The sequence below is a fragment of the Singulisphaera rosea genome (assembly GCF_054877945.1).
In genome coordinates, this window is record NZ_JBTYIP020000002.1 from 687,381 (window position 1) to 705,499 (window position 18,119).

The following is an 18,119-nucleotide window of genomic DNA, read 5'->3' on the forward strand; positions in this document are numbered from 1 at the left end:
GCGTCGCCCTCAGCGGCCGATCGCCGAGGCGTGGTAGATCGCGATCGTATGATCATCCGTGAGACAGATCGGCGTGACCTCGTTCAGCTCGCGGAAGTAGCCCTCGGGCCCCCAGGGACCCCACTGGAGCGACGCCGAGACGGCCAGGAACCTCGTGTCGGCCGATAGCCCGGCGGGGAGTTCGCGAGGATCCGAGACTGCGGTGACCAGATGCGTCACGCTCGCCACTCCATATCGAGCGGGATCCGCATTCCCGAAGTAATAGAACGTCAAGTCGCGAAGCTCGGGCCGCTTGCGCTGGAGTCTGGCGAGCGAACGCAGGCCCTGCCCCCAATCGAGGTTCGAATCGCCGAGGATCCTGCGCCCCCCTTCGGGTCCTCCCACGGCAAAATGAAAGTACGTCAATTCATGAGGATGGATCGCCGCTACCGCGACGGCCTGGCCGAGCAGCCCGGCGACGACCACCAGCCTTGCAAGTCTTATTGGTCCCTCGAACCGGCCGCGGAATGCGACCTCCGCCAGCCCCGAGACCCAGACGACCGCGAGAGGAGCCATAGGCAACAGATAACGAATCCCATAGTTCCGCGACGAGGCGAGCGACACGACCATCAGGAAGATCACGATCATCGAAGGCAGGATTGCGTCAGGCCCGGACGATCGAATCCGGCGCCGCCAGAGGATCCGTCCCGCCATGAGGAACCAGAACGACAAGGGGACCTTCACCCCAAGCGCGACGAGATAGTAATACCACCAGCCCCGCTCCCTTCGCTCGCCGAGAAGATAACTCGGCCCTCCCGAACGTTGATGAATGACTTGGGTCGCGAATCCCACCAACTCCTGAGGGATCGGCATTTCCATCGCTCGCCCTGCCAGGCTTCGCAGCGGACCAGGGATTCGAGGATTGACCGAGGGATGATCCCCCGCTGTGGTGCTCATCGGCAAGAGAGCAAAGCCGGTGACGACGAGGTTGGAGAGCCCCATCACCAGGAGGAAGCCGAGCATCGCTCGCGAGACGTCAATGGTCAGTCTCAGAGGTCCGCGCGAACCTCGGATCCAGCGGTCGGACCACAGAAGCAGCCCGAGGATGGGGGGGATGAGGACGGTCGTGTATTTGAACGACCAGGCGAGTCCCGCGACCGCGGCACTTGCATAGAAGTATCGCCGATCGTCGTCCCGCAAGGATCTCCAGAAGAGGAAGACGATCCCGGTGGTCGCGGCGACGAGCGGCATTTCCATCGTCGCAAGGGCGCCGTGCGCGAGCAGGTTAGGACTCAGGGCGAAGAGCCAGGCGGCCAGGACCATGGATCTCGGGCCATAGAGCATGCGGCTCCAGACGGCGACGAGTGCCAGGGCGACCGCCCAGGTCCAGAGCGACCCTAGGCGTATCCAAGGGAGGAGTTGACCCTGGAACCGCTCGGGCTCGTCGACCCAGTCACGATGGCCGATGTGGTCGAGCGCCCAGAGTACGGGGGCCTGCTGTATCTTCCAGAAGAGGAGCGGCGAGCCCATCCTCGAGATCAACGCTTGATCACCCGTGCGCCACCAACGGGCGGCGATTTCGAGATAGGTGACTTCGTCGTAAGTCGCCGAGCTCCAGCGAAGCGAGTCCGCCATCAACCCGAGCCCGACCAGACCCGCCAGGGCCACAGCCACGGCGTACCTACGCCCGACGAGGAGATCAACGCCTTCGCTCGAGGGCGTGGGGATGGGCTCCGTCCCCATGGGATCTCCTCGATCCACCGGCCGCGCGGCACCGGTCAACGCGCCGGATCCCGGGGAATTTTTCGCTGTTCGGTTCGGCTCCGGTAAAGGTCACCCACCCTCCGGGCGATCGCGACCGCGTCATCGATCGTCGGGGCGAGCGACTGGTCGCCTCGAACAAGTCGGTGGAACTGGTCGTTCAAGACTTCGCCGACCGTCGGCTCGAGAGGGAGGTGTTCCTCGTGGGTCCCTTGGGCGTTCGACCATTGGATCCGCTCGGGGAGCTCGAGCCAGGCGGCCCCGCGCTCGGCGTACACCTGGAAACCCGGCTGGGGGAGGAAGCGACTCGCCTCGCCCCACGGCGTGGAGTGATACCGGCTAAACGCGATCTGGGCCATCGCCCCCCCGGGAAAGTCGGCGACGAAGCTCTCGAAGTCGGGCTCCGCCTCCACCTCGCCCTGGGGCGGGAGGGTCACTCCCGCAAACCCTTGCACGGCCAGCGGGTCGGACTGGAACAGGAAGCCGCACCAATCGAGCAGATAACTCCCGGGGTCGATCATCAACGGGACAGGCGACATCTGGGTCGTCGGGCCGGGTTGTCCATATCGATCGAAGCCGAAGAGGCGGCTCTGCCCAAGGATCAACCGAGGCGGCCCGAGCTCGGTCGCCAGCAGCTCCCGGAGCCGGAGCGTCGCGGGATAAAACCGTCGGGCGAACTCGGGCATGAACGGGACGCCGCTCGACCCGACCAGCCCGGCGAGACGCTCCAGCTCATCGGGCTCGCTCGAGAGCGGCAAGGCGCAATAGATCGGCTTTGCCGCCGCACAGGCGAGCTCGATCGGATGGAGCCCGAACCATTGCGGTGTCAGGAGGTAGACGACGTCGACATCCGACCGATTCACCAGTGCGGTCAGACCTTCGACCGCCGCACAGCCCAGGTGCCTGGCCTCGATCTCAGCCCTGCGGAGGACCTGGTCATACACGGCCGTGACCTGGAACCGATCCCGCAACTGCAAGAGGGCCGGTTTGTGCCGAGTCTCCCAGAGCCGCCCCAGACCGATCACACCGACCCGGAGTCGAACGTGTCTCGACACGATCCCTTGCGCCCCCGACGCCCCGCCTCGCCCGCAATTCCTCCGAGGTCGGTTCCAAACCCACCCCATCAAAACCAGACTATCACTCGTCACCGAAATCGGCCAGCCAAAACACGATCGGTCCGAGATGATGCGGTCGAGGCCTCGTTACTGATCGAACTCGAAGATGGCATTGATCCTCTCCTTGGCAGCACGACGGACTTCCGGATCGGTGTCGTGAAGCCGCTGACGAAGTGCACCGAGCGCGGGTATTGCATCGCTGCCCATGAACTCGAAAGCCCGAGTTGCCTGGATACGGACGATGGGAGACGGGTCGGCTAAAGCTTTGATCAGATCAGGCACAACGTCCTTGCGGATGTAACCCAGGGCTTGGGTAACCGCCGAACGAATACGCTCGTCGGGATCCTTGAGCGCAGCAATCAGTGCGGCTCGTGGCGCCTTGATTCGGGTGCGTGCCTGCTCGTCGGTTTCTTCTTCCACACTGTTGAAGGGATCGGCGCTGTGTGAGAGTGCGAAGGTCGCATCTTCTCGCTGCTCCTCGTTTCCCTCGCGAACCAAAGCCCAGAGCGCGGGGAAGGCCGGCAAGCCGATTCTTGCCAGTGCGTCCATCGCGGCACCTTTCACCTCGGGGTCGCTTTCGTGCATCGTCTCGATCAATACGGGAATGCTCCGATCGACCCCAAGGCCAAGTCTCCCTAGCGCTTGAGCGGCGTTCGTCCGGACGAGGCGGTCGGAGTCCTTTAACGCTGCGAGGAGAACAGGGACCGCGGCCTCGGCCTCGGGACCGCGACCGATGAGACCGATAGTCTCGGCGGCGGCCTCGCGTACCTCCTCATCCGGGTCGGACAAGGCGAGAATGACTTCGGGGAGTGCCTTGGCGGCCTGGGGTCCGATCCCGCCGAGAGACCACAAGGCCCGACGTTGTACGTCAGGCTTGGCTTCCTGGAGGACTTTGGTCAGCGCCGGGACTGCCAACGGCCCCAATCGACGAAGCGACTCCGACGCCGTATCCCCAACAAACCATTCTGGATCGTCCAACGCCTTGACCAGCGCAGGGATGGCGGTGATAGCGCCGGGACCAATCTCCCCGAGAGCCTGGACGACGGCGATTCGTAAGACTTCATCGGGATCGGCAAGAGCCTCGGTGAGTGGGATGACCGCAGCAATCCCATCGGGCCCGAGTTTTCCCAGGGCCTTCGCGGCCACAACCGCCAACCGTTCGGGTTCTCTCGGTCCCCCCACGCTGCCAGAGGAGCTCGAGGCTTTAGGGACACTCTCTTTCGACCGCAAAAGGTTAATTAATTCGGGCAACGCTGCCTTAGCTGATGGCCCGATTTCCCCGAGTGCGGTCGCCGCAAAGCCGCTAGTCAGCGCGTCGTTGTCCCGAATCGCGTCGATCAGAGCGGGGACCGCCGGCGCTGCCAAAGCACCGAAGTTGACGAGGGCCTGGATCGCTCCGATCCGTAGCAGTTCCCCGTTCGCTCTGTGCTCGCAGAAATCTCGTGTAACTCCTCCAGACCCTCGGACAAACCGAATGTAGGCCCCCGAGCGTACGCGCGTCGTCCGATCCGCAACCATTTCCATGAGAGCTGCTACGGACTTCTCGCCGGTTCTGAACGCCGAAAGAGCCCAGGCGACCGCCCAACGAACCTGGGTGTCAGAATCTTTCAGTGCCGCAGTGAGGGCGTTGGCGGCCCGAAAGCGAAGCTTCTGGGTACGTGCGCGCGTTTCGATCTTTAACGCGTCGGGTCTCTCCTGGTCGGGATCGTCTTGAGGCCAGGGCAGCTTCTCGGCCAGAGCGGCGAGGGCATTGGCTGCCAAGGTCCGAATCTCCTCGTCCGGGTCTTTCAAGCCCTCAATCATCTCGTCGAACGCAGAAGGTTCCAGGGCTCTGATGGCCTTATCCACTTTCCAATGTCGAGGAGTCAAACGCCTCGCTATACCCAATGGCGATCTCGCCGCTTCGTCGCCCGAGGGCTCGATCAACGCGAGGAGACAGCGTGCGTTCGCACGGACCTCATCCTCCCCGTCGTCTGCCAAGACTCTCAACACCGAGGTAATCTGTTGTGGTTCCGGAATCGTATCCTTCAGATCTCCGTCGTTGCGGAATACATTCACGTCGTTCTTGACGACCAGGACGCGAATCACCTCGACCTTTACGATGCGTACGGTGTTCGGATCGGCCAAGGCACGGGTGAGGCGAGCGGTGACCTTTGATCCTAACTCGACGAGAACATCGGCGGCGTGTCGGCGAATGACCGGGTTTGGATCAGCTAGCAGAAGGAACAGTCGATCGTTCATCAAGGACGCCGCGCTCCGCCTGATCGCTCCAATCGCCTTGGCCGAGGCCAACGCGACAGAATCGCCGTCGTGGCCTTGAATACCAAGCGTTTCGTCCACCAAATCGAATAGCGCTGGAATTGCCGAGGAAGCGTCAGTGCCGAATGCCTCGAGTGCATTGGCCGCGGCCAATCGGACTCTCATGCTTTCATCTTTAAGCCGACCTATCAGAATCGGGACGGAATCCCCTGCCTCCTGACTGAGGATGGGTAGGATGTAGGCAACGGTAGCCCGGACACGTGGATCGGTGTCATCGAGGGCGGCGCGCAATGCAGGTCCGGCCGTCTTCGAGGTCGCAAGGGCCTCACCATTTCCGCTCTCGCCCGGTCTGGAAGTCGACACGACACGATAATGCTTGCGAACATGGGCGAGCCTGGACGCCGCTACTGCACGAGTCTCCGCATCCGGATCCTTTAGGGCAGCCAAGAGCCCCTCGATGGTGACGTCCGAGACCAGGTTCTTCTTACGAATGAGCGTGTCGGCCGCCAACCGAACTCGAGAGTCATCGTCTTTCAGCAGAGTCTCGATGGTCCTGACGGCGGCCCCTGGAACGTCTCCCACTCGCAGAATGGCTCGGAGGGCGGCGAGTCGGGCGTCGGCCATAGGGTCGCGAAGCAAAACGACGATCTGTGGTATTGCGATCGACGCCTCATCGCCGATGTCACCTAACGCCCGGGCTGCTGCGGCGCGAACGCGAGGGTCGGGGTCCTTCGTCGCGGCAGCCAACGGTTCAATGGCTCCGCGAGTTTCGGTCTCGCTGCTGAATTGGCCTGCCTGCCGTGACCAGCCAATCCGACCGAGCGACTCCGCAGCACAGGCCCGGAATCCGGCGTCGGGATCCCGCAATCCGGCGATCAAAATCGGGATCGCAGGCCGCGCGGATGACCAAAACCCTCCGAGACTCGTGGCGGCCTCGAACCGCAGCGTGGGGTCACTCAAGAACTCAATCAGCCGAGGGACCGCTCCCCTCGCCCGATCTCCGAGAAATTCGAGGGCCTTCATGGCAACGACTCGGGTCCGCCGATCAGGGCTGTCGAGTCTCTTCAGCAGCAGCGGGACAGACGCCGGGCCAATCGCGTTGAGGGCGGCATAATAGCCCGATGGCTCGGCCTCACCTTCCCGGTGCCACTCCTCGAAACCCGGATTGCGCGGAGGCCTTGGGTCGTCGGGCGGATTCGAGTCGGACAAAGCGGCGATCAGGGCGGGGATTGCAGCCACGGCCCCCGGCCCCAAGATCTCGATCGCGTAGGCCGCACCCCCGCGAACCTTAGGGTCGGGGTCGCGAAGTGCGAGGCACAAGGGCTGGACCGCGTCGATGCCGATCCCGGACAAGGTCTCGGCAATCCGCTGTCGAGCCTCACGACCTGACACTCGGAACGACTCGATCAGGGCAGGGACCGCGGACTTCGCCGAGGGCCCGACCGCTCTCAACGACTGAACGGCCATCTCTCGTAGATTAGGATCACGGTCTTTGAGCAAGTCGATCAGCGCGGGCACTGCCGTCTCGCCGAGCCTTCCCAGGACTTCCACCGACGTCAGACACCGACGATCGAGCTCGGCGTGGATGCTCGCGACAAGAGCCGGGATCGCGACATTCGGGTCGGCCTTCGTCGCCACGAGGTTTTGCGCAGCACGACTGCGAACGATCTTGTCCGAGTCCTTCAGGGCGGCGATCAACGCCGGCACGGCCTCCTTGGCGAGCGGACCGATCCGACCGAGGACCACTGGGACTTCTCTCCGGATCGCGACATCAGGATCCACCAGACCCGTAATCAGTGCCGGTACCGCCGCCACTGCCTGCGGTCCCAGCCGGCACAGGGATTGGAGTGCCCTAAGTCGTTTCTGGGTGTCACTCCCCTGCCAAAGATCCAACGCTTCGGTCACACGAGGGTCGACGGCTTCCGAGTCTGGCCTCCTCGCGACGGTCCATCGTTGAACAGCCAAGAGAACCAGGAGGACGAAAATCGAGAGCGTCGACCGCTTGAACATGGGAACGGTCTCCTGGCCCGATCGCGGTGAAGACAAATCAGGTCACCACCAACTTCCTAACAGTTGTTGGACGTCGCTCCGTCGCCGAAGATTCGCGCCGTTTTAACTTGGCAGCATCACGAGATGACCGCAGGGCCAGGACAAGGGCGACAGCGACGAGTTTGACGATACGCTCCACCTCTCGACAGGAGCGAGATCGGTTGCGGCAAAGGCAAAGTCGCCGTTGAGGCCCCCATAGTGTCTCGGTAAGGTTGATGTCTATGCGGGTTCCAGGCTGGAAACGAGTATTCGTTCGACCTTGGTCGTCTCCGTCGACAACGGTCGAGTCGAAGCGTCTGGTTCAGAAGTCAGGCGTGTCCCTTCACTGAGGCGATCTGAACACTCCTTGATCGAACACTCTGATGGCAGCCGATAAATTCCGTCCGGGAGAGATGCCGAATGCGGGCCGTGTTGCAGAGAGTCTCCCGAGCCTCGGTGGATGTCGACTCGCAGTGCGTCGGGGCGATCGAGGCCGGATGGTTGGTGCTGCTCGGTGTGGCGAAAGGTGATGACGATGGCGACGCCGACCGTCTGGCCGAGAAGGTGGCGGGTCTGCGAGCCTTCGAGGACGAGAACGGCAAAATGAACCGGAGCGTGTCGGAAGCCGGGGGCCGGGTCCTGGTCGTCAGCCAGTTCACCCTCCTGGCGGACTGCCGCTCCGGGAGACGGCCGAGCTTCACCGATGCGGCCGAGCCGGCGGAGGCGGAGCGTCTGTATCTGCGATTCACGCACAAACTCTCCGAGCTTGGGCTCGAGGTCGCCACGGGGACCTTTCGTGCGATGATGAAGGTCGAGTTGGTCAACGACGGGCCGGTCACCTTCCTGCTCGACAGTCGAAAGGCCTTCTGACTCGGGGCTGCAAACCACTGGCCTCGGACTCCCTCGAAGTCGATCCCTTGAAAAAGGACGGGCCGGCGACCAACGTATTGAAGGCCCGTCGCGAGGGACGAGGCGTCCACCTGCGAATCATGCCGGTCGTTTCCACCGTTCTCACAGGAACTGACTTGTGTCGAAGAATCGTTATGTCTTGGGCCTCGACCTCGGCACGCAGGGCGTGCGGGCCGCGCTCGTCGACCGCAATGGGCGGACCGCGGCCTTTGGGACCTCTCCGGTCGGGACCACCTACCCGCAGCCGTCCTGGGCCGAGCAGGATCCGAATGAATGGTGGAGTGCCGCCCGGATTGCCGTCCCCTTGGCTCTTGAGGCAGCGGGCATCGGCCCCGACCAGGTCGACGGCATCGGCCTCGACTGCACCGCGTGTACGGTCCTGCCCTGCGACCTGTCCGGGCGACCGCTCCGGAAGGCCCTGCTATGGATGGACCAGCGCTCATTCCAGGAAGCCGACGACATCAGCGCGACCGGCGACCCGATCCTGCGCTACGTCTCTGGTCGCGTCTCGCCCGAATGGATGCTCCCCAAGGCCCTCTGGCTCAAACGCCACGAGCCGGAGACCTACGCACGCGCCGAGCGTCTGGTCGAATGCACCGACTGGATGATGCACCAACTGACCGGCGAGTGGACGCTCTCACTGAACCACGTTGCCGTGAAGTGGAACTACGCGAGGCCCGACGGCGGTTGGCCCCTCGCCCTCCTCGAGCAAGTGGGACTCGGCGACCTCCCATCGAAATGGCCCGACCGAATCGTCCCCCTCGGCCAGGGCAACACGCCGTTGACGCCGACGGCCGCGGCCGACCTCGGCCTGCGAGCAGGGATTCCCGTGTCGCAGGGGGGGATCGACGCCTACCTCGGGATGCTGGGGCTCGGAGCGACGGGCGCGGGGGACGTCGCGGTGATCGTCGGATCGAGCACCTGCCACCTCGCGCAGACGAGCCAGGGGGTCTTCGGCTCGGGCGTTGCCGGATGCTATCCCGATGCCACGGTGGAAGGGCTCTACACGATCGAGGCCGGTCAGACAGCGACCGGCTCGATCCTCGACTGGTATCGACGCAACTTCGCCGGACGCGAGCAGGCCGAGGCCGAACGTCGGGGCGTGAATGTCTACCAGGTCCTCGATGAGCAGGCTTCCGCGACGCCGGCTGGCGCCGATGGCCTCGTGATCCGCGACGACTGGCAAGGGAACCGTTCCCCGTACAAGAACCCGAAGGCGAGGGGCGTGATCTCAGGTCTGTCGCTCTCGCACGGCCCCGGCCACATCTTCCGGGCCTTGTATGAGGCGACGGCGTGCGGGACACGGCACATCCTCGAAGATGCCTCGGCCCACGGCATGGAAGTCGGGCGTGTCTTCATCGGGGGCGGAGGGGCAAAGTCTCCGCTCTGGCTCCAGATCCACGCCGACCTCTTGAAGAAGCCGATCCACCTGACGCGCGAGATCGAATCGAGCGCCCTGGGCGCCGCGATGGCGGCGTCGCTCGCGGCCGGCTGGTATCGCGATTTCGACGAAGCCGCCGGCGAGATGGTCGCGCTCGAGCGACTCGTGGAGCCGAATCCGGCGAACTTCGCGGTCTACGACGACCTTTTCGCCCGATACGTCGAGGTCTACCGGGCACTCAACAGTTCGCCCAGATCCTGAAGCCGTCGCTTCGGCCTCCCCCTTTCGCTCAGGGGAGGCCGGCGTCGAGCCTCTCAGGGCTTGCCGGGAAGGGGTCGAGCGGGGATCCCCGCGACCGTCTCCCCCTCCGCGACATCCCGCCCCTTGGTCACGACCGAGTTCGCCCCGATGGTGGCCCCGGCTCCGACGGTGACCGGGGCGACGAAGATCGCACCCGAGCCGACCTTGACGCCGGCCCCGATCTTCGTCCGGTGCTTCTGGTGCCCGTCGAAGTTCGCGGTGACGGCGGTCGCCCCGATGTTCACGTTCGTCCCGAGGTGGGCATCGCCGAGGTAAGCGAGGTGCCTGGCCGTCGCGCCGGCCTCGAAGTGCGACCGGTTGACCTCGACGAACGCTCCGACCTCCACCCCGTCCTCGAGGACCGTGCCATCACGCACATGGGCGAAGGGCCCGATCCGGCACTTGGAGCCGATCGCCACGTTGCCCGTGATCACCGAGAACGGGTAAATGACCGTGTCCTGCCCGATCGTCGCGCGGCCGTCGATGTACGTATTCCTCGGGTCGACCACGCTCACGCCTTCGGTCATCCAGTGGTCCTGGATCCTCTCTTGCATGATCGCGTGAGCTTGCGAGAGATGCTGTCGAGTATTTACCCCAAGGATGTCGTCGGACTCGAGGACCGACAGCGCCACGACCTTCCGGCCCATCATCTGGAGCCAGGCGGGGGCATCCGTCAGATAATATTCGCCTTGCGCATTACGCGTGTCGAGCTTGTCGACGGCATCCCAGAGCCCGGGGAGGTCGAAGACGTAGCAGCTCGGGTTGACCTCGTCGATCCGACGTTCCTCGGCGTTGCAGTCGCGTTCCTCGACGATCTTGAGGAACCGCCCGGCCGAGTCGCGGAGGATCCGCCCGAAACCGGTCGGATCCGGGACGACGGCCGTCCCGAGCAAGCAGGCGGCCTTGTCATCCCGATGTCGGGCGAGGAGGTCGGCGAGGGGTTGGGGTCGGATCAGCGGCTCGTCACCGACGAGCACGAGCGCGGGCCCCTCATACCCTTCGAGGAGCGGAAGGCACGACTTCACGGCGTCGCCGGTGCCGAGCTGCCGCGTCTGGGTGACGAAGTGGAGGTCCGGCTCGTCGGCAAGGCTCGCGCGGACCTGATCGGCACCGTAGCCGACAACCACGATCACCGACTTGGCCCCCGCGCTTCGGGCGGCCTCGACGACGTACCGGATCATCGGGCGGCCGCAGACCTCGTGGAGGACTTTCGCCTTCTCCGACTTCATCCGCTTCCCGTGACCGGCCGCCAGGATGATCGCCAAAGGACCTTGGATCATGATTCGGAGCCCGCCCCAGTCGCCCGGAACCGAGACCGCCACGCGGTCCCACTTCGAGTTCCCGAACGATCATAGAAGCTCGAACCGCCCAGCGTCAAACACGATAGCTCCGCCTCCATTCGCGAACCTTCGGCCCCCCTCCCACCTCGGTGTTCTTCCGGAGGGGCGCCGAGCGAAACTTCTCTCACTCCGCCTCCATGGGAGGACCTTGGCCCCGGTGTTTCGCCCCGCGCGATCATCTTGAACCGGCCGAGAGGATCTGACACAGTGAGTGGCGTCGCGGGACATGCGCCCGCCCTCGTCGTGAACCCGATCGAAGCGAAGGACCCGTCGAACCATGGCGTTGTCGATAGACGAAGTGGCGAAGGTGGCCGTCTTGGCCCGGCTCCGCCTCAGCCCCGAGGAGCTCGAGACCTTCACCGGGCAGCTCAACTCGATCGTCGATTTCGTGACCCAGCTCCAGGAGCTCGACACCACGGACGTCGAGCCGCTGGCGCACGGGGTCGAGGTCCGGAACGTCTTCCGTGAGGACGTCAGGGGCGAGTCCCTGCCCCGCGAGGCGGCCCTGGCGAACGCGCCGAAGCGAAACCTCGAGAACTTCCTCGTCCCCGCCGTGTTGGAATGAGCCACGTTCGACGACCCGACCCCGACCCCGACCGTCTTTCCCCAAGTGCCCCTGGGATCGAATGCCGATGGACCTGACTCGCACGACCGCCTGCGAACTGCTTGCCCTGTTGGACTCGGGGAAAACCACCTCGGAGGAGGTGGTCAACGGCTACCTCCGACGTGCGGACGAGCTCGGCCGACTCAACGTCTTCGTCCACCTCGACCGCGACGTGGTGCTCAACCAGGCGAAAGCCGTCGACGCCGCACGCAAGGCGGGCGCACCGCTCGGCCCCTTGGCCGGCGTCCCGGTCGCCATCAAGGACCTGATCTGCGTCGACGGCGAGCCGACCACCTGCGGCAGCCGGATGCTCAAGGGGTTCAAGCCGCCATACGACGCCACGGTGATCGACCGGCTGAAGAAGGCCGGCGCGATCCTCTTCGGCAAGACGAACATGGACGAGTACGCCATGGGCTCGTCCACCGAAACCAGCGCCTACGGCCCGACCCTGAACCCCTGGGACGAGGAACGGATCCCCGGCGGATCGTCGGGTGGCTCCGCCGCCGCCGTCGCCGCCGACCTCGCGCCCCTGTCCCTCGGCTCGGACACCGGCGGCTCGATCCGCCAGCCTGCCGCAGTCTGCGGGATCGCCGGATTGAAGCCCACGTACGGCCGCGTCAGCCGCTACGGCCTCATCGCCTTCGCCAGCTCGCTGGACCAGATCGGCCCGTTCGCGCACAACCTGGCAGACACCGCACTCCTGCTCAAGGTGATCTCCGGGAAGGACCCGCGCGACGCGACGAGTGTCGACCTGCCCGTGCCCGACTACTCGGCGAGCCTCGACACCCCGCCCCAATCCCTCCGGATCGGACTCGTCCGCGAGTTCTTCGGCGAAGGGCTCGACCCCGAGGTCGAGGCGGCCGTCCGCGAAGCCATCCGGGTCTATGAAGCCGCCGGTGCGACGATCAAGGAGGTCTCGCTCCCCCACTCGAAGTACGGGGTCCCCGCCTACTACCTCGTCGCCCCCGCCGAGTGCTCGAGCAACCTGTCTCGATACGACGGGACCATCTACGGCCATCGCGCCGAGGACTTCTCGGCCAAGTATCCCGGCGAAGAGAAGCTCCCCCCTTTGATCCGGATGATGATGGCGAGTCGAGCCGAAGGGTTCGGCGCCGAGGTCAAGCGGCGGATCATGCTCGGGACCTTCGCCCTTTCCGCAGGCTACGCCGATCAGTATTACAACCAGGCGTTGAAGGTCCGTCGACTCATCCGCAATGACTTCGACACGGCCTTCAAGGAGGTCGATGTCCTCCTCGGCCCGACGTCACCGACGGCGGCGTTTAAGCTCGGGGAGCGGACCGCCGACCCGCTCGCGATGTACCTCTCGGATATCTACACGATCACCGCGAACCTCGCCGGGATCCCGGGCCTGAGCATCCCCTGCGGCCTGACCAAGTCGGGGCTGCCGATCGGGCTCCAGCTCCTCGCCCCGGCGTTTGCCGAGGAGGGGCTGCTGCGGACGGCCCGCGTCTTCGAGCAGGCCACCGACTGGCACACCAAGCGGCCAGGGGCGAATTGACCAACCCGACGGATCGGGACGCGGGCGCGGACCCGAGAGACTGAACGGCACCCAACGTCGAGCCCTCTCGCACTCACCCGAGTCGCCTCGGGAGGGCCATCCATCCAGGTTGGCGAGTCATGGATTATCAGATCATCATCGGCCTCGAAGTTCACGTCCAGCTCCTCACCGAGAGCAAGATGTTCTCGTCCTGCGGCACGGACTTCGGCCTGCCGCCGAATACCCAGACCGACCCCGTCTCCCTTGGCCTGCCCGGCACCCTCCCCGTCATGAACGGCAAGGCGTTCGAGCTCGCGCTCAAGACGGCCCTGGCGCTCCACGCCGACATCACGCCGTTCACGAAGTGGGACCGGAAGAACTACTATTATCCTGACCTCCCCAAGAACTATCAGATCAGCCAATACGACCTCCCGTTCAGCCAACACGGCTGGCTCGAGATCCCCGTCCAGAAAGACGGCTCGGGCGGCGGTCGCTGCACCCTGACCCGAGTCCACCTCGAGGAAGATACCGGGAAACTGACCCACGGCGCGGGGAGCTTCTCGGAAGTCGACCTGAATCGTGCGGGGATACCCCTCCTGGAGATCGTCACGGAGCCCGAGATCCGCAATGCCCAGGACGCCAAGGCCTGCCTCGAAGAGCTCCGGCTCACGCTCCGCTACCTCGGCGTCTCCGACTGCGAGATGCAGGAGGGGAGCCTCCGCTGCGACGCCAACGTCAATGTTCACATCCAGCACGACGGGAGCACGATCGCCACTCCGATCGTCGAAATCAAAAATTTGAACAGCTTCCGATCGGTCGAGCGTGCCATCAATTACGAGGCCGAGCGCCAGTACCGGGAATGGAAAGAGACCGGCAAGACGATCAAGGACGCCCCCAAGCAAACGCGGGGCTGGAATGACGCCGACGGGGAGACGAAGGTCCAGCGAGAGAAAGAAACGGCCGCCGACTACCGCTATTTCCCCGAGCCCGACCTCGTGCCGGTCGTCGTCGACGAGGCGTGGATCGCCCGGGTCAGGGAGTCGATTGGCGAACTCCCCGCCGACCGCCGACGGCGGTTCGAGGCCGAATATGGGCTCTCCGGCTATGACGCGAATGTCCTCGTCGAGCAGGGCCAGGAAGTCGCGGATTACTTCGACGAGGTGGTCAAAGCGACCGGCGAATCGAAACTGGCAAGCAACTGGATCCAGCAGGATGTGCTCCGCACGGCCAAGGAGAAGAAGATTAGCCTGGCCGAGTTCCCGGTCAATCCGGCGGGGCTCGCGGACCTGATCAATCGAGTCAAGCGCAAAGAGTTGAACACGAACCAGGGGCGAGAAGTCCTGGCGAAGATGATCGAGACCGGCGACGCCGCCGATGTGGTCATCGCGGCGGGGGGCTACGGGATGGTCTCCGACCGCGACGCGATCGCCGCCGCCGTCGACGCCGCGTTGGCCGCCAACCCCAAGGCCCTCGACGACCTCAAGGGGGGGAAGAAGAAGCCCGAGGCCGTCAAGGGTTTCCTCCGCGGCCAGGTGATGAAGCAGACCGGCGGCAAGGCCGACCCGGCCCTGATCGGCGAACTTCTCGACGTCAAGCTCGCCGAAATCGCGGGCTGAGATTCGAGACCGGCAAGGTCATGGCCGACCACTCCACAGATTTGAGCGTTGCGAGAGAATCCGGTCGGACTGGGGCGAAACCCGCCCCGCCGGCCCCACTCGGTTCCGAGGGACGACGACGATGATCGACCGCAGGACGTTCCTGAAGAGCACGGGCTCGCTCGCCGCGGCGGCCACCCTGACGTCGGGCGTAGTGCCCGCGGCGCCGGCCCCCTCGGCCCCTCGTTGGAAGAAAGCCTTCATGCTCGCCACGAGGGATGGGCCCGTCCAGCGCGACTTCAAAGACTTGAAGGCGGCCGGGTTCGAAGGTGTCGAGCTCCTGAGCCCCAACAATCTCAACGGCCAGGAAGTCCTCCGCGCTCGAGACGCGACCGGCCTGATCATCCACGGTGTCAGCGGATCGAGGCATTGGCAGGATACGCTCTCCCACCCGAATCCCGAGGTCGTCGAGCGCGGACTTAGCGCGATCCGAAAAGAGATCGAAGACTGCAAGTACTACGGCGGGACCACCGTGCTCGTCGTCCCCGCGGTCGTCACCAGCGAGGTCTCCTACCGCGACGCCTACAAGCGCTCGCAGGCGAACATCCGCAAGCTGCTGCCCTTCGCCGAGGAGCACGGGATCAAGCTCGCGATCGAGGAGGTCTGGAACAAGTTCCTCCTCAGCCCGATCGAGTTCGCCCGCTATATCGACGAGTTCGAGAGCCCCTGGATCGGCGCCTACTTCGACGTCGGCAACGTCGTCGAGTACGGCTTTCCCCAGGAGTGGATCCGCGAGCTCGGCAAGCGGATCCTCAAGATTCACGTGAAGGAATACAAGAAAGAGAAGCGGTTCAACTACAAGCTCGGCGAAGGGGAAATCAACTGGGCCGAGGTCCGGAAAGCCCTCATCGAAGTCGGGTATGAAGGCTGGATCACCGCCGAGGTCTCCCCGGGCACCGTCGAGGAGCTCACCGAGGTGACCCGTCGCATGAACACCCTCCTGTTCAAGGGCGCCTGAGCCGCGTCTCGGCCCTCGTCCCGAAGCCCGGCCTTCCACTCGAGGCCGGGCTTCGGGGACCATTTGATCATTTCTTCGCTTTTTCCGCCCATTTGACGAAGGTGAAGACCAGCGGCGTATCGCCGGTGTTGACGATGCCGTGGGCAACATTCGGGGTCGTGTACATGACCGAACCGGGCCCGACCTTGGTCGTCTCGCCGTCGCAGACGATCTCGCCGTGCCCGCTCTCGATCACCATCACCTCTTCCTCTTCATGGACGTGGGGAGGGTGCGGGCTCTTGCCCGCGTCGAGGACCAGTCGGCCGGTCACGAATTTGCTGCTCCGGGGCGTCTCGCCGGCGAGATAGATTCCGAGTTGGCCGACGGCCTTGCCTTGGTCCCGGTATTCGGCCATCTTGATCTGATCCAGGACAACGGTTTTCGACCGGAGCGGCGCGGCCCCTTCCTGGGCGAAGGTAAGTTCTCGGGCCGCCCAGCCGACGCCGAGCGCCAGGGCCAATGCGGCCGGGAGGATCGTCTCGAGACGCAGTCGCGTTCGGTTCACGGACGGCACGTTGGGATTCCTCGAAGGGTGGGAAGCGATCGAGTTCCGAGGGGCGTCGGCGTCCCAGTAGGACGCGCGCCCTCTTCGACGACGGCTGGCATCCTAAACGAAACCGAGGTCTCCCGGAAGCGGTCGGGAACGCCCGCCCGGATCACCTTGGGGACCCAATCCCTTCGGCCGCGCGGCCTTCGCGTCACGTTTCGGTATAATTCCCATAAGATTCGCGGCCCGGACTCCGAAAGGAAACCGAGGGATGGACCCTCGAGGATCTCGAGCGCCCGCTTCGAGGCGGGGTCCGCGACCAGGTGATGGCGTACCGAGCGTTCCCTTTATGGCGACGACACCCAATCCGTCGGCGGTCTCCGAGGACGAACGGTTGGCCAGCCTCCCCTGCGAGCCCGAGGCTGACCCCGACCCCGACTCGCTCTCCGCGCTCCCGATCGACGAGGTTGCCGACCTCGAGTTCCAGCTCGCGGGCATCGACAACCGAGAGCGTTCCCTGCCGATCCGCCAGGGGGACCTGAATCGGCTCCTCGCGGCCGAGCCCGACCTGTCCGACGACGACCGGAAAGCCTTCCACGCGTTGAGCAGAATCCTCGGCGCCACGTTCCACAGCGAATACTACGACCAACTCCGCACCCTCAAAGAGCTCTACGCCCCGCTCGACCCCGACTCCGAATACGTCACCATCAAGGGGCACACCCGCCCCCTCACCTCCCAGTCCGACGAGGAGTTCCTCGAACCCTTCGATCAGATGCTCATCCGGGCCAATTTCAGCGAGCTCGACCTCGACCACCTTCGCGCGGCGATTACGGCTCCCAACGAGCTGGGGCTGACCTACATCCCCGACTTCTCCCTGTTCGAACACCTCAAGGTGTACTTCCGGGGCTATACCCGGATCTCGCGGCGCTGCCGCACCATGAAGACCGGCTTCCGGAAGCGCATGGTCCGCCTGGACGCCTACCAGCGGCTGGTGGTCGCCTTGAAGTTCAAGCCGGGGCTCGAGCTCGGCCCGTTCGTCCGGTCCGACGTCGTGTACCTCCGGATGTTCAAGGACGTCCCCCACGTCGACATGGAGATGCACCTCCCCGAACAGGGGACGAAGGTCCGGATGCGTTGGATCGACAAGGCACAGATCGCCTCGCCGCTCATGGTCGGGCTCTCGACCATGGTCATGAAGTTCGCGGCCATCACCCTCAGCCCCTGGGCGCTCATGGGGCTGGCCGTCGCCCCCATCAGCGCGGGGGTAAACTCATTCTTCGGCTTCCATCGCGCGAAGCAAAAACATCTTCACGAGATGATTTATCGACTCTATTACCTCTCGCTCGCCAACAACGCGAGCGTGTTGACGCGCGTCGTCGACTCGGCCGAGGACGAGGAGTACAAGGAGGCGATGCTCGCCTATTTCTTCCTCTGGCGTTCGGAACGGATCGGAAAGGCGTGGACCGTCCCCGAACTCGACATCCAGATCGAGGAGTTCCTCAAGCAGAGGACGGGCATCGAGATCAACTTCGAGGTCGCCGACGCACTCGGCAAGCTCTTCCATCTCGGGCTGGCCTCACGCGACCCGTCGGGCCATCTCCACGCGGTCTCGTTCGAGCAAGCGCTCCGCGTGCTCGATCGTCAGTGGGACAACACCTTTCGGTACACCTGATCGAACGGAACGAGAAGGCGAAGAGGGGCCTTTCTCGAGCAATTGTAAAACAAAAATCAAAAATCCATCGAAATCATGGTTGCCCGCGACGAGTGATCCGCCAAGAATAGGGCAACGCCGAGGTCTCGCCATCG

Annotated in this window: 12 protein-coding genes; 7 read left to right on the forward strand and 5 right to left on the reverse strand. The window is 64.5% G+C overall.

Annotated features, from left to right (window positions below):
* Window positions 1-9: 9 nt before the first annotated feature.
* The 3 genes from ACYOEI_RS05885 to ACYOEI_RS05895 all read right to left on the reverse strand — a co-directional run bounded on the left by ACYOEI_RS05885 (window position 10) and on the right by ACYOEI_RS05895 (window position 7,124).
* The gene (locus tag ACYOEI_RS05885; protein ID WP_462848414.1) at window positions 10-1,722 is read right to left on the reverse strand and encodes an ArnT family glycosyltransferase; all 1,713 of its coding nucleotides are present in this window, start codon (window positions 1,720-1,722) and stop codon (window positions 10-12) included.
* Between the two features lie 35 nt (window positions 1,723-1,757).
* Window positions 1,758-2,795 (reverse strand): Gfo/Idh/MocA family protein, encoded by a 1,038-nt coding sequence (locus ACYOEI_RS05890; protein WP_462848415.1) that lies wholly within the window; start codon window positions 2,793-2,795, stop codon window positions 1,758-1,760.
* A gap of 147 nt (window positions 2,796-2,942) precedes the next feature.
* Window positions 2,943-7,124, reverse strand: coding sequence for a HEAT repeat domain-containing protein (locus ACYOEI_RS05895; RefSeq protein WP_462848416.1), 4,182 nt, complete (start codon window positions 7,122-7,124; stop codon window positions 2,943-2,945).
* Between the two features lie 438 nt (window positions 7,125-7,562).
* Here ACYOEI_RS05895 and dtd point away from each other — a divergent pair, with 438 nt between their 5' ends.
* Together dtd and ACYOEI_RS05905 are read left to right on the forward strand one after the other, a co-directional pair.
* On the forward strand, window positions 7,563-8,012 hold the full coding sequence (gene dtd, locus ACYOEI_RS05900) for a D-aminoacyl-tRNA deacylase (RefSeq protein WP_462848417.1): 450 nt from the start codon (window positions 7,563-7,565) through the stop codon (window positions 8,010-8,012).
* Window positions 8,013-8,169: 157 nt separating this feature from the next.
* Window positions 8,170-9,693 (forward strand): FGGY-family carbohydrate kinase, encoded by a 1,524-nt coding sequence (locus ACYOEI_RS05905; RefSeq protein ID WP_462848418.1) that lies wholly within the window; start codon window positions 8,170-8,172, stop codon window positions 9,691-9,693.
* A gap of 53 nt (window positions 9,694-9,746) precedes the next feature.
* On the opposite strand, the gene ACYOEI_RS05910 is transcribed toward ACYOEI_RS05905, so the two are convergent.
* Window positions 9,747-11,012, reverse strand: a complete 1,266-nt coding sequence (locus ACYOEI_RS05910) for a bifunctional UDP-N-acetylglucosamine diphosphorylase/glucosamine-1-phosphate N-acetyltransferase GlmU (protein WP_462848419.1) — start codon at window positions 11,010-11,012, stop codon at window positions 9,747-9,749.
* Window positions 11,013-11,349: 337 nt separating this feature from the next.
* On the opposite strand from ACYOEI_RS05910, the gene gatC reads away from it, so the two are divergent.
* The 4 genes from gatC (at window position 11,350) to ACYOEI_RS05930 (ending at window position 15,787) form a co-directional block, all read left to right on the forward strand.
* Window positions 11,350-11,637: an Asp-tRNA(Asn)/Glu-tRNA(Gln) amidotransferase subunit GatC gene (gene gatC / locus ACYOEI_RS05915; protein WP_462848421.1), complete on the forward strand. Its 288-nt coding sequence runs from the start codon at window positions 11,350-11,352 to the stop codon at window positions 11,635-11,637.
* Window positions 11,638-11,704: 67 nt separating this feature from the next.
* Window positions 11,705-13,195 (forward strand): Asp-tRNA(Asn)/Glu-tRNA(Gln) amidotransferase subunit GatA, encoded by a 1,491-nt coding sequence (gatA, locus tag ACYOEI_RS05920; RefSeq protein ID WP_462848422.1) that lies wholly within the window; start codon window positions 11,705-11,707, stop codon window positions 13,193-13,195.
* Window positions 13,196-13,314: 119 nt separating this feature from the next.
* On the forward strand, window positions 13,315-14,790 hold the full coding sequence (gene gatB, locus ACYOEI_RS05925) for an Asp-tRNA(Asn)/Glu-tRNA(Gln) amidotransferase subunit GatB (protein WP_462848423.1): 1,476 nt from the start codon (window positions 13,315-13,317) through the stop codon (window positions 14,788-14,790).
* A 121-nt stretch (window positions 14,791-14,911) separates the two neighbouring features.
* Window positions 14,912-15,787, forward strand: a complete 876-nt coding sequence (locus tag ACYOEI_RS05930; RefSeq protein ID WP_462848424.1) for a TIM barrel protein — start codon at window positions 14,912-14,914, stop codon at window positions 15,785-15,787.
* A 67-nt stretch (window positions 15,788-15,854) separates the two neighbouring features.
* Here the strand turns inward: ACYOEI_RS05930 and ACYOEI_RS05935 are convergent, their stop codons facing one another.
* On the reverse strand, window positions 15,855-16,340 hold the full coding sequence (locus ACYOEI_RS05935; RefSeq protein ID WP_462848425.1) for a cupin domain-containing protein: 486 nt from the start codon (window positions 16,338-16,340) through the stop codon (window positions 15,855-15,857).
* Window positions 16,341-16,662: 322 nt separating this feature from the next.
* On the opposite strand from ACYOEI_RS05935, the gene ACYOEI_RS05940 reads away from it, so the two are divergent.
* Entirely contained in the window at window positions 16,663-17,985 is a 1,323-nt protein-coding gene (locus tag ACYOEI_RS05940) for a DUF3754 domain-containing protein (protein WP_462848426.1), read from the forward strand.
* The last annotated feature ends 134 nt before the right edge of the window (window positions 17,986-18,119 follow it).

What these genes read in the sequence shown, in the direction of transcription:
- ACYOEI_RS05885 (WP_462848414.1), bottom strand. Translation starts at nt 1,722, where the DNA reads ATGGGGACGGAGCCCATCCCCACGCCCTCGAGCGAAGGCGTTGATCTC.
- ACYOEI_RS05895 (WP_462848416.1), bottom strand. Translation starts at nt 7,124, where the DNA reads ATGTTCAAGCGGTCGACGCTCTCGATTTTCGTCCTCCTGGTTCTCTTG.
- dtd (WP_462848417.1), top strand. Translation starts at nt 7,563, where the DNA reads ATGCGGGCCGTGTTGCAGAGAGTCTCCCGAGCCTCGGTGGATGTCGAC.
- ACYOEI_RS05910 (WP_462848419.1), bottom strand. Translation starts at nt 11,012, where the DNA reads ATGATCCAAGGTCCTTTGGCGATCATCCTGGCGGCCGGTCACGGGAAG.
- gatC (WP_462848421.1), top strand. Translation starts at nt 11,350, where the DNA reads ATGGCGTTGTCGATAGACGAAGTGGCGAAGGTGGCCGTCTTGGCCCGG.
- gatA (WP_462848422.1), top strand. Translation starts at nt 11,705, where the DNA reads ATGGACCTGACTCGCACGACCGCCTGCGAACTGCTTGCCCTGTTGGAC.
- gatB (WP_462848423.1), top strand. Translation starts at nt 13,315, where the DNA reads ATGGATTATCAGATCATCATCGGCCTCGAAGTTCACGTCCAGCTCCTC.
- ACYOEI_RS05930 (WP_462848424.1), top strand. Translation starts at nt 14,912, where the DNA reads ATGATCGACCGCAGGACGTTCCTGAAGAGCACGGGCTCGCTCGCCGCG.
- ACYOEI_RS05940 (WP_462848426.1), top strand. Translation starts at nt 16,663, where the DNA reads ATGGCGACGACACCCAATCCGTCGGCGGTCTCCGAGGACGAACGGTTG.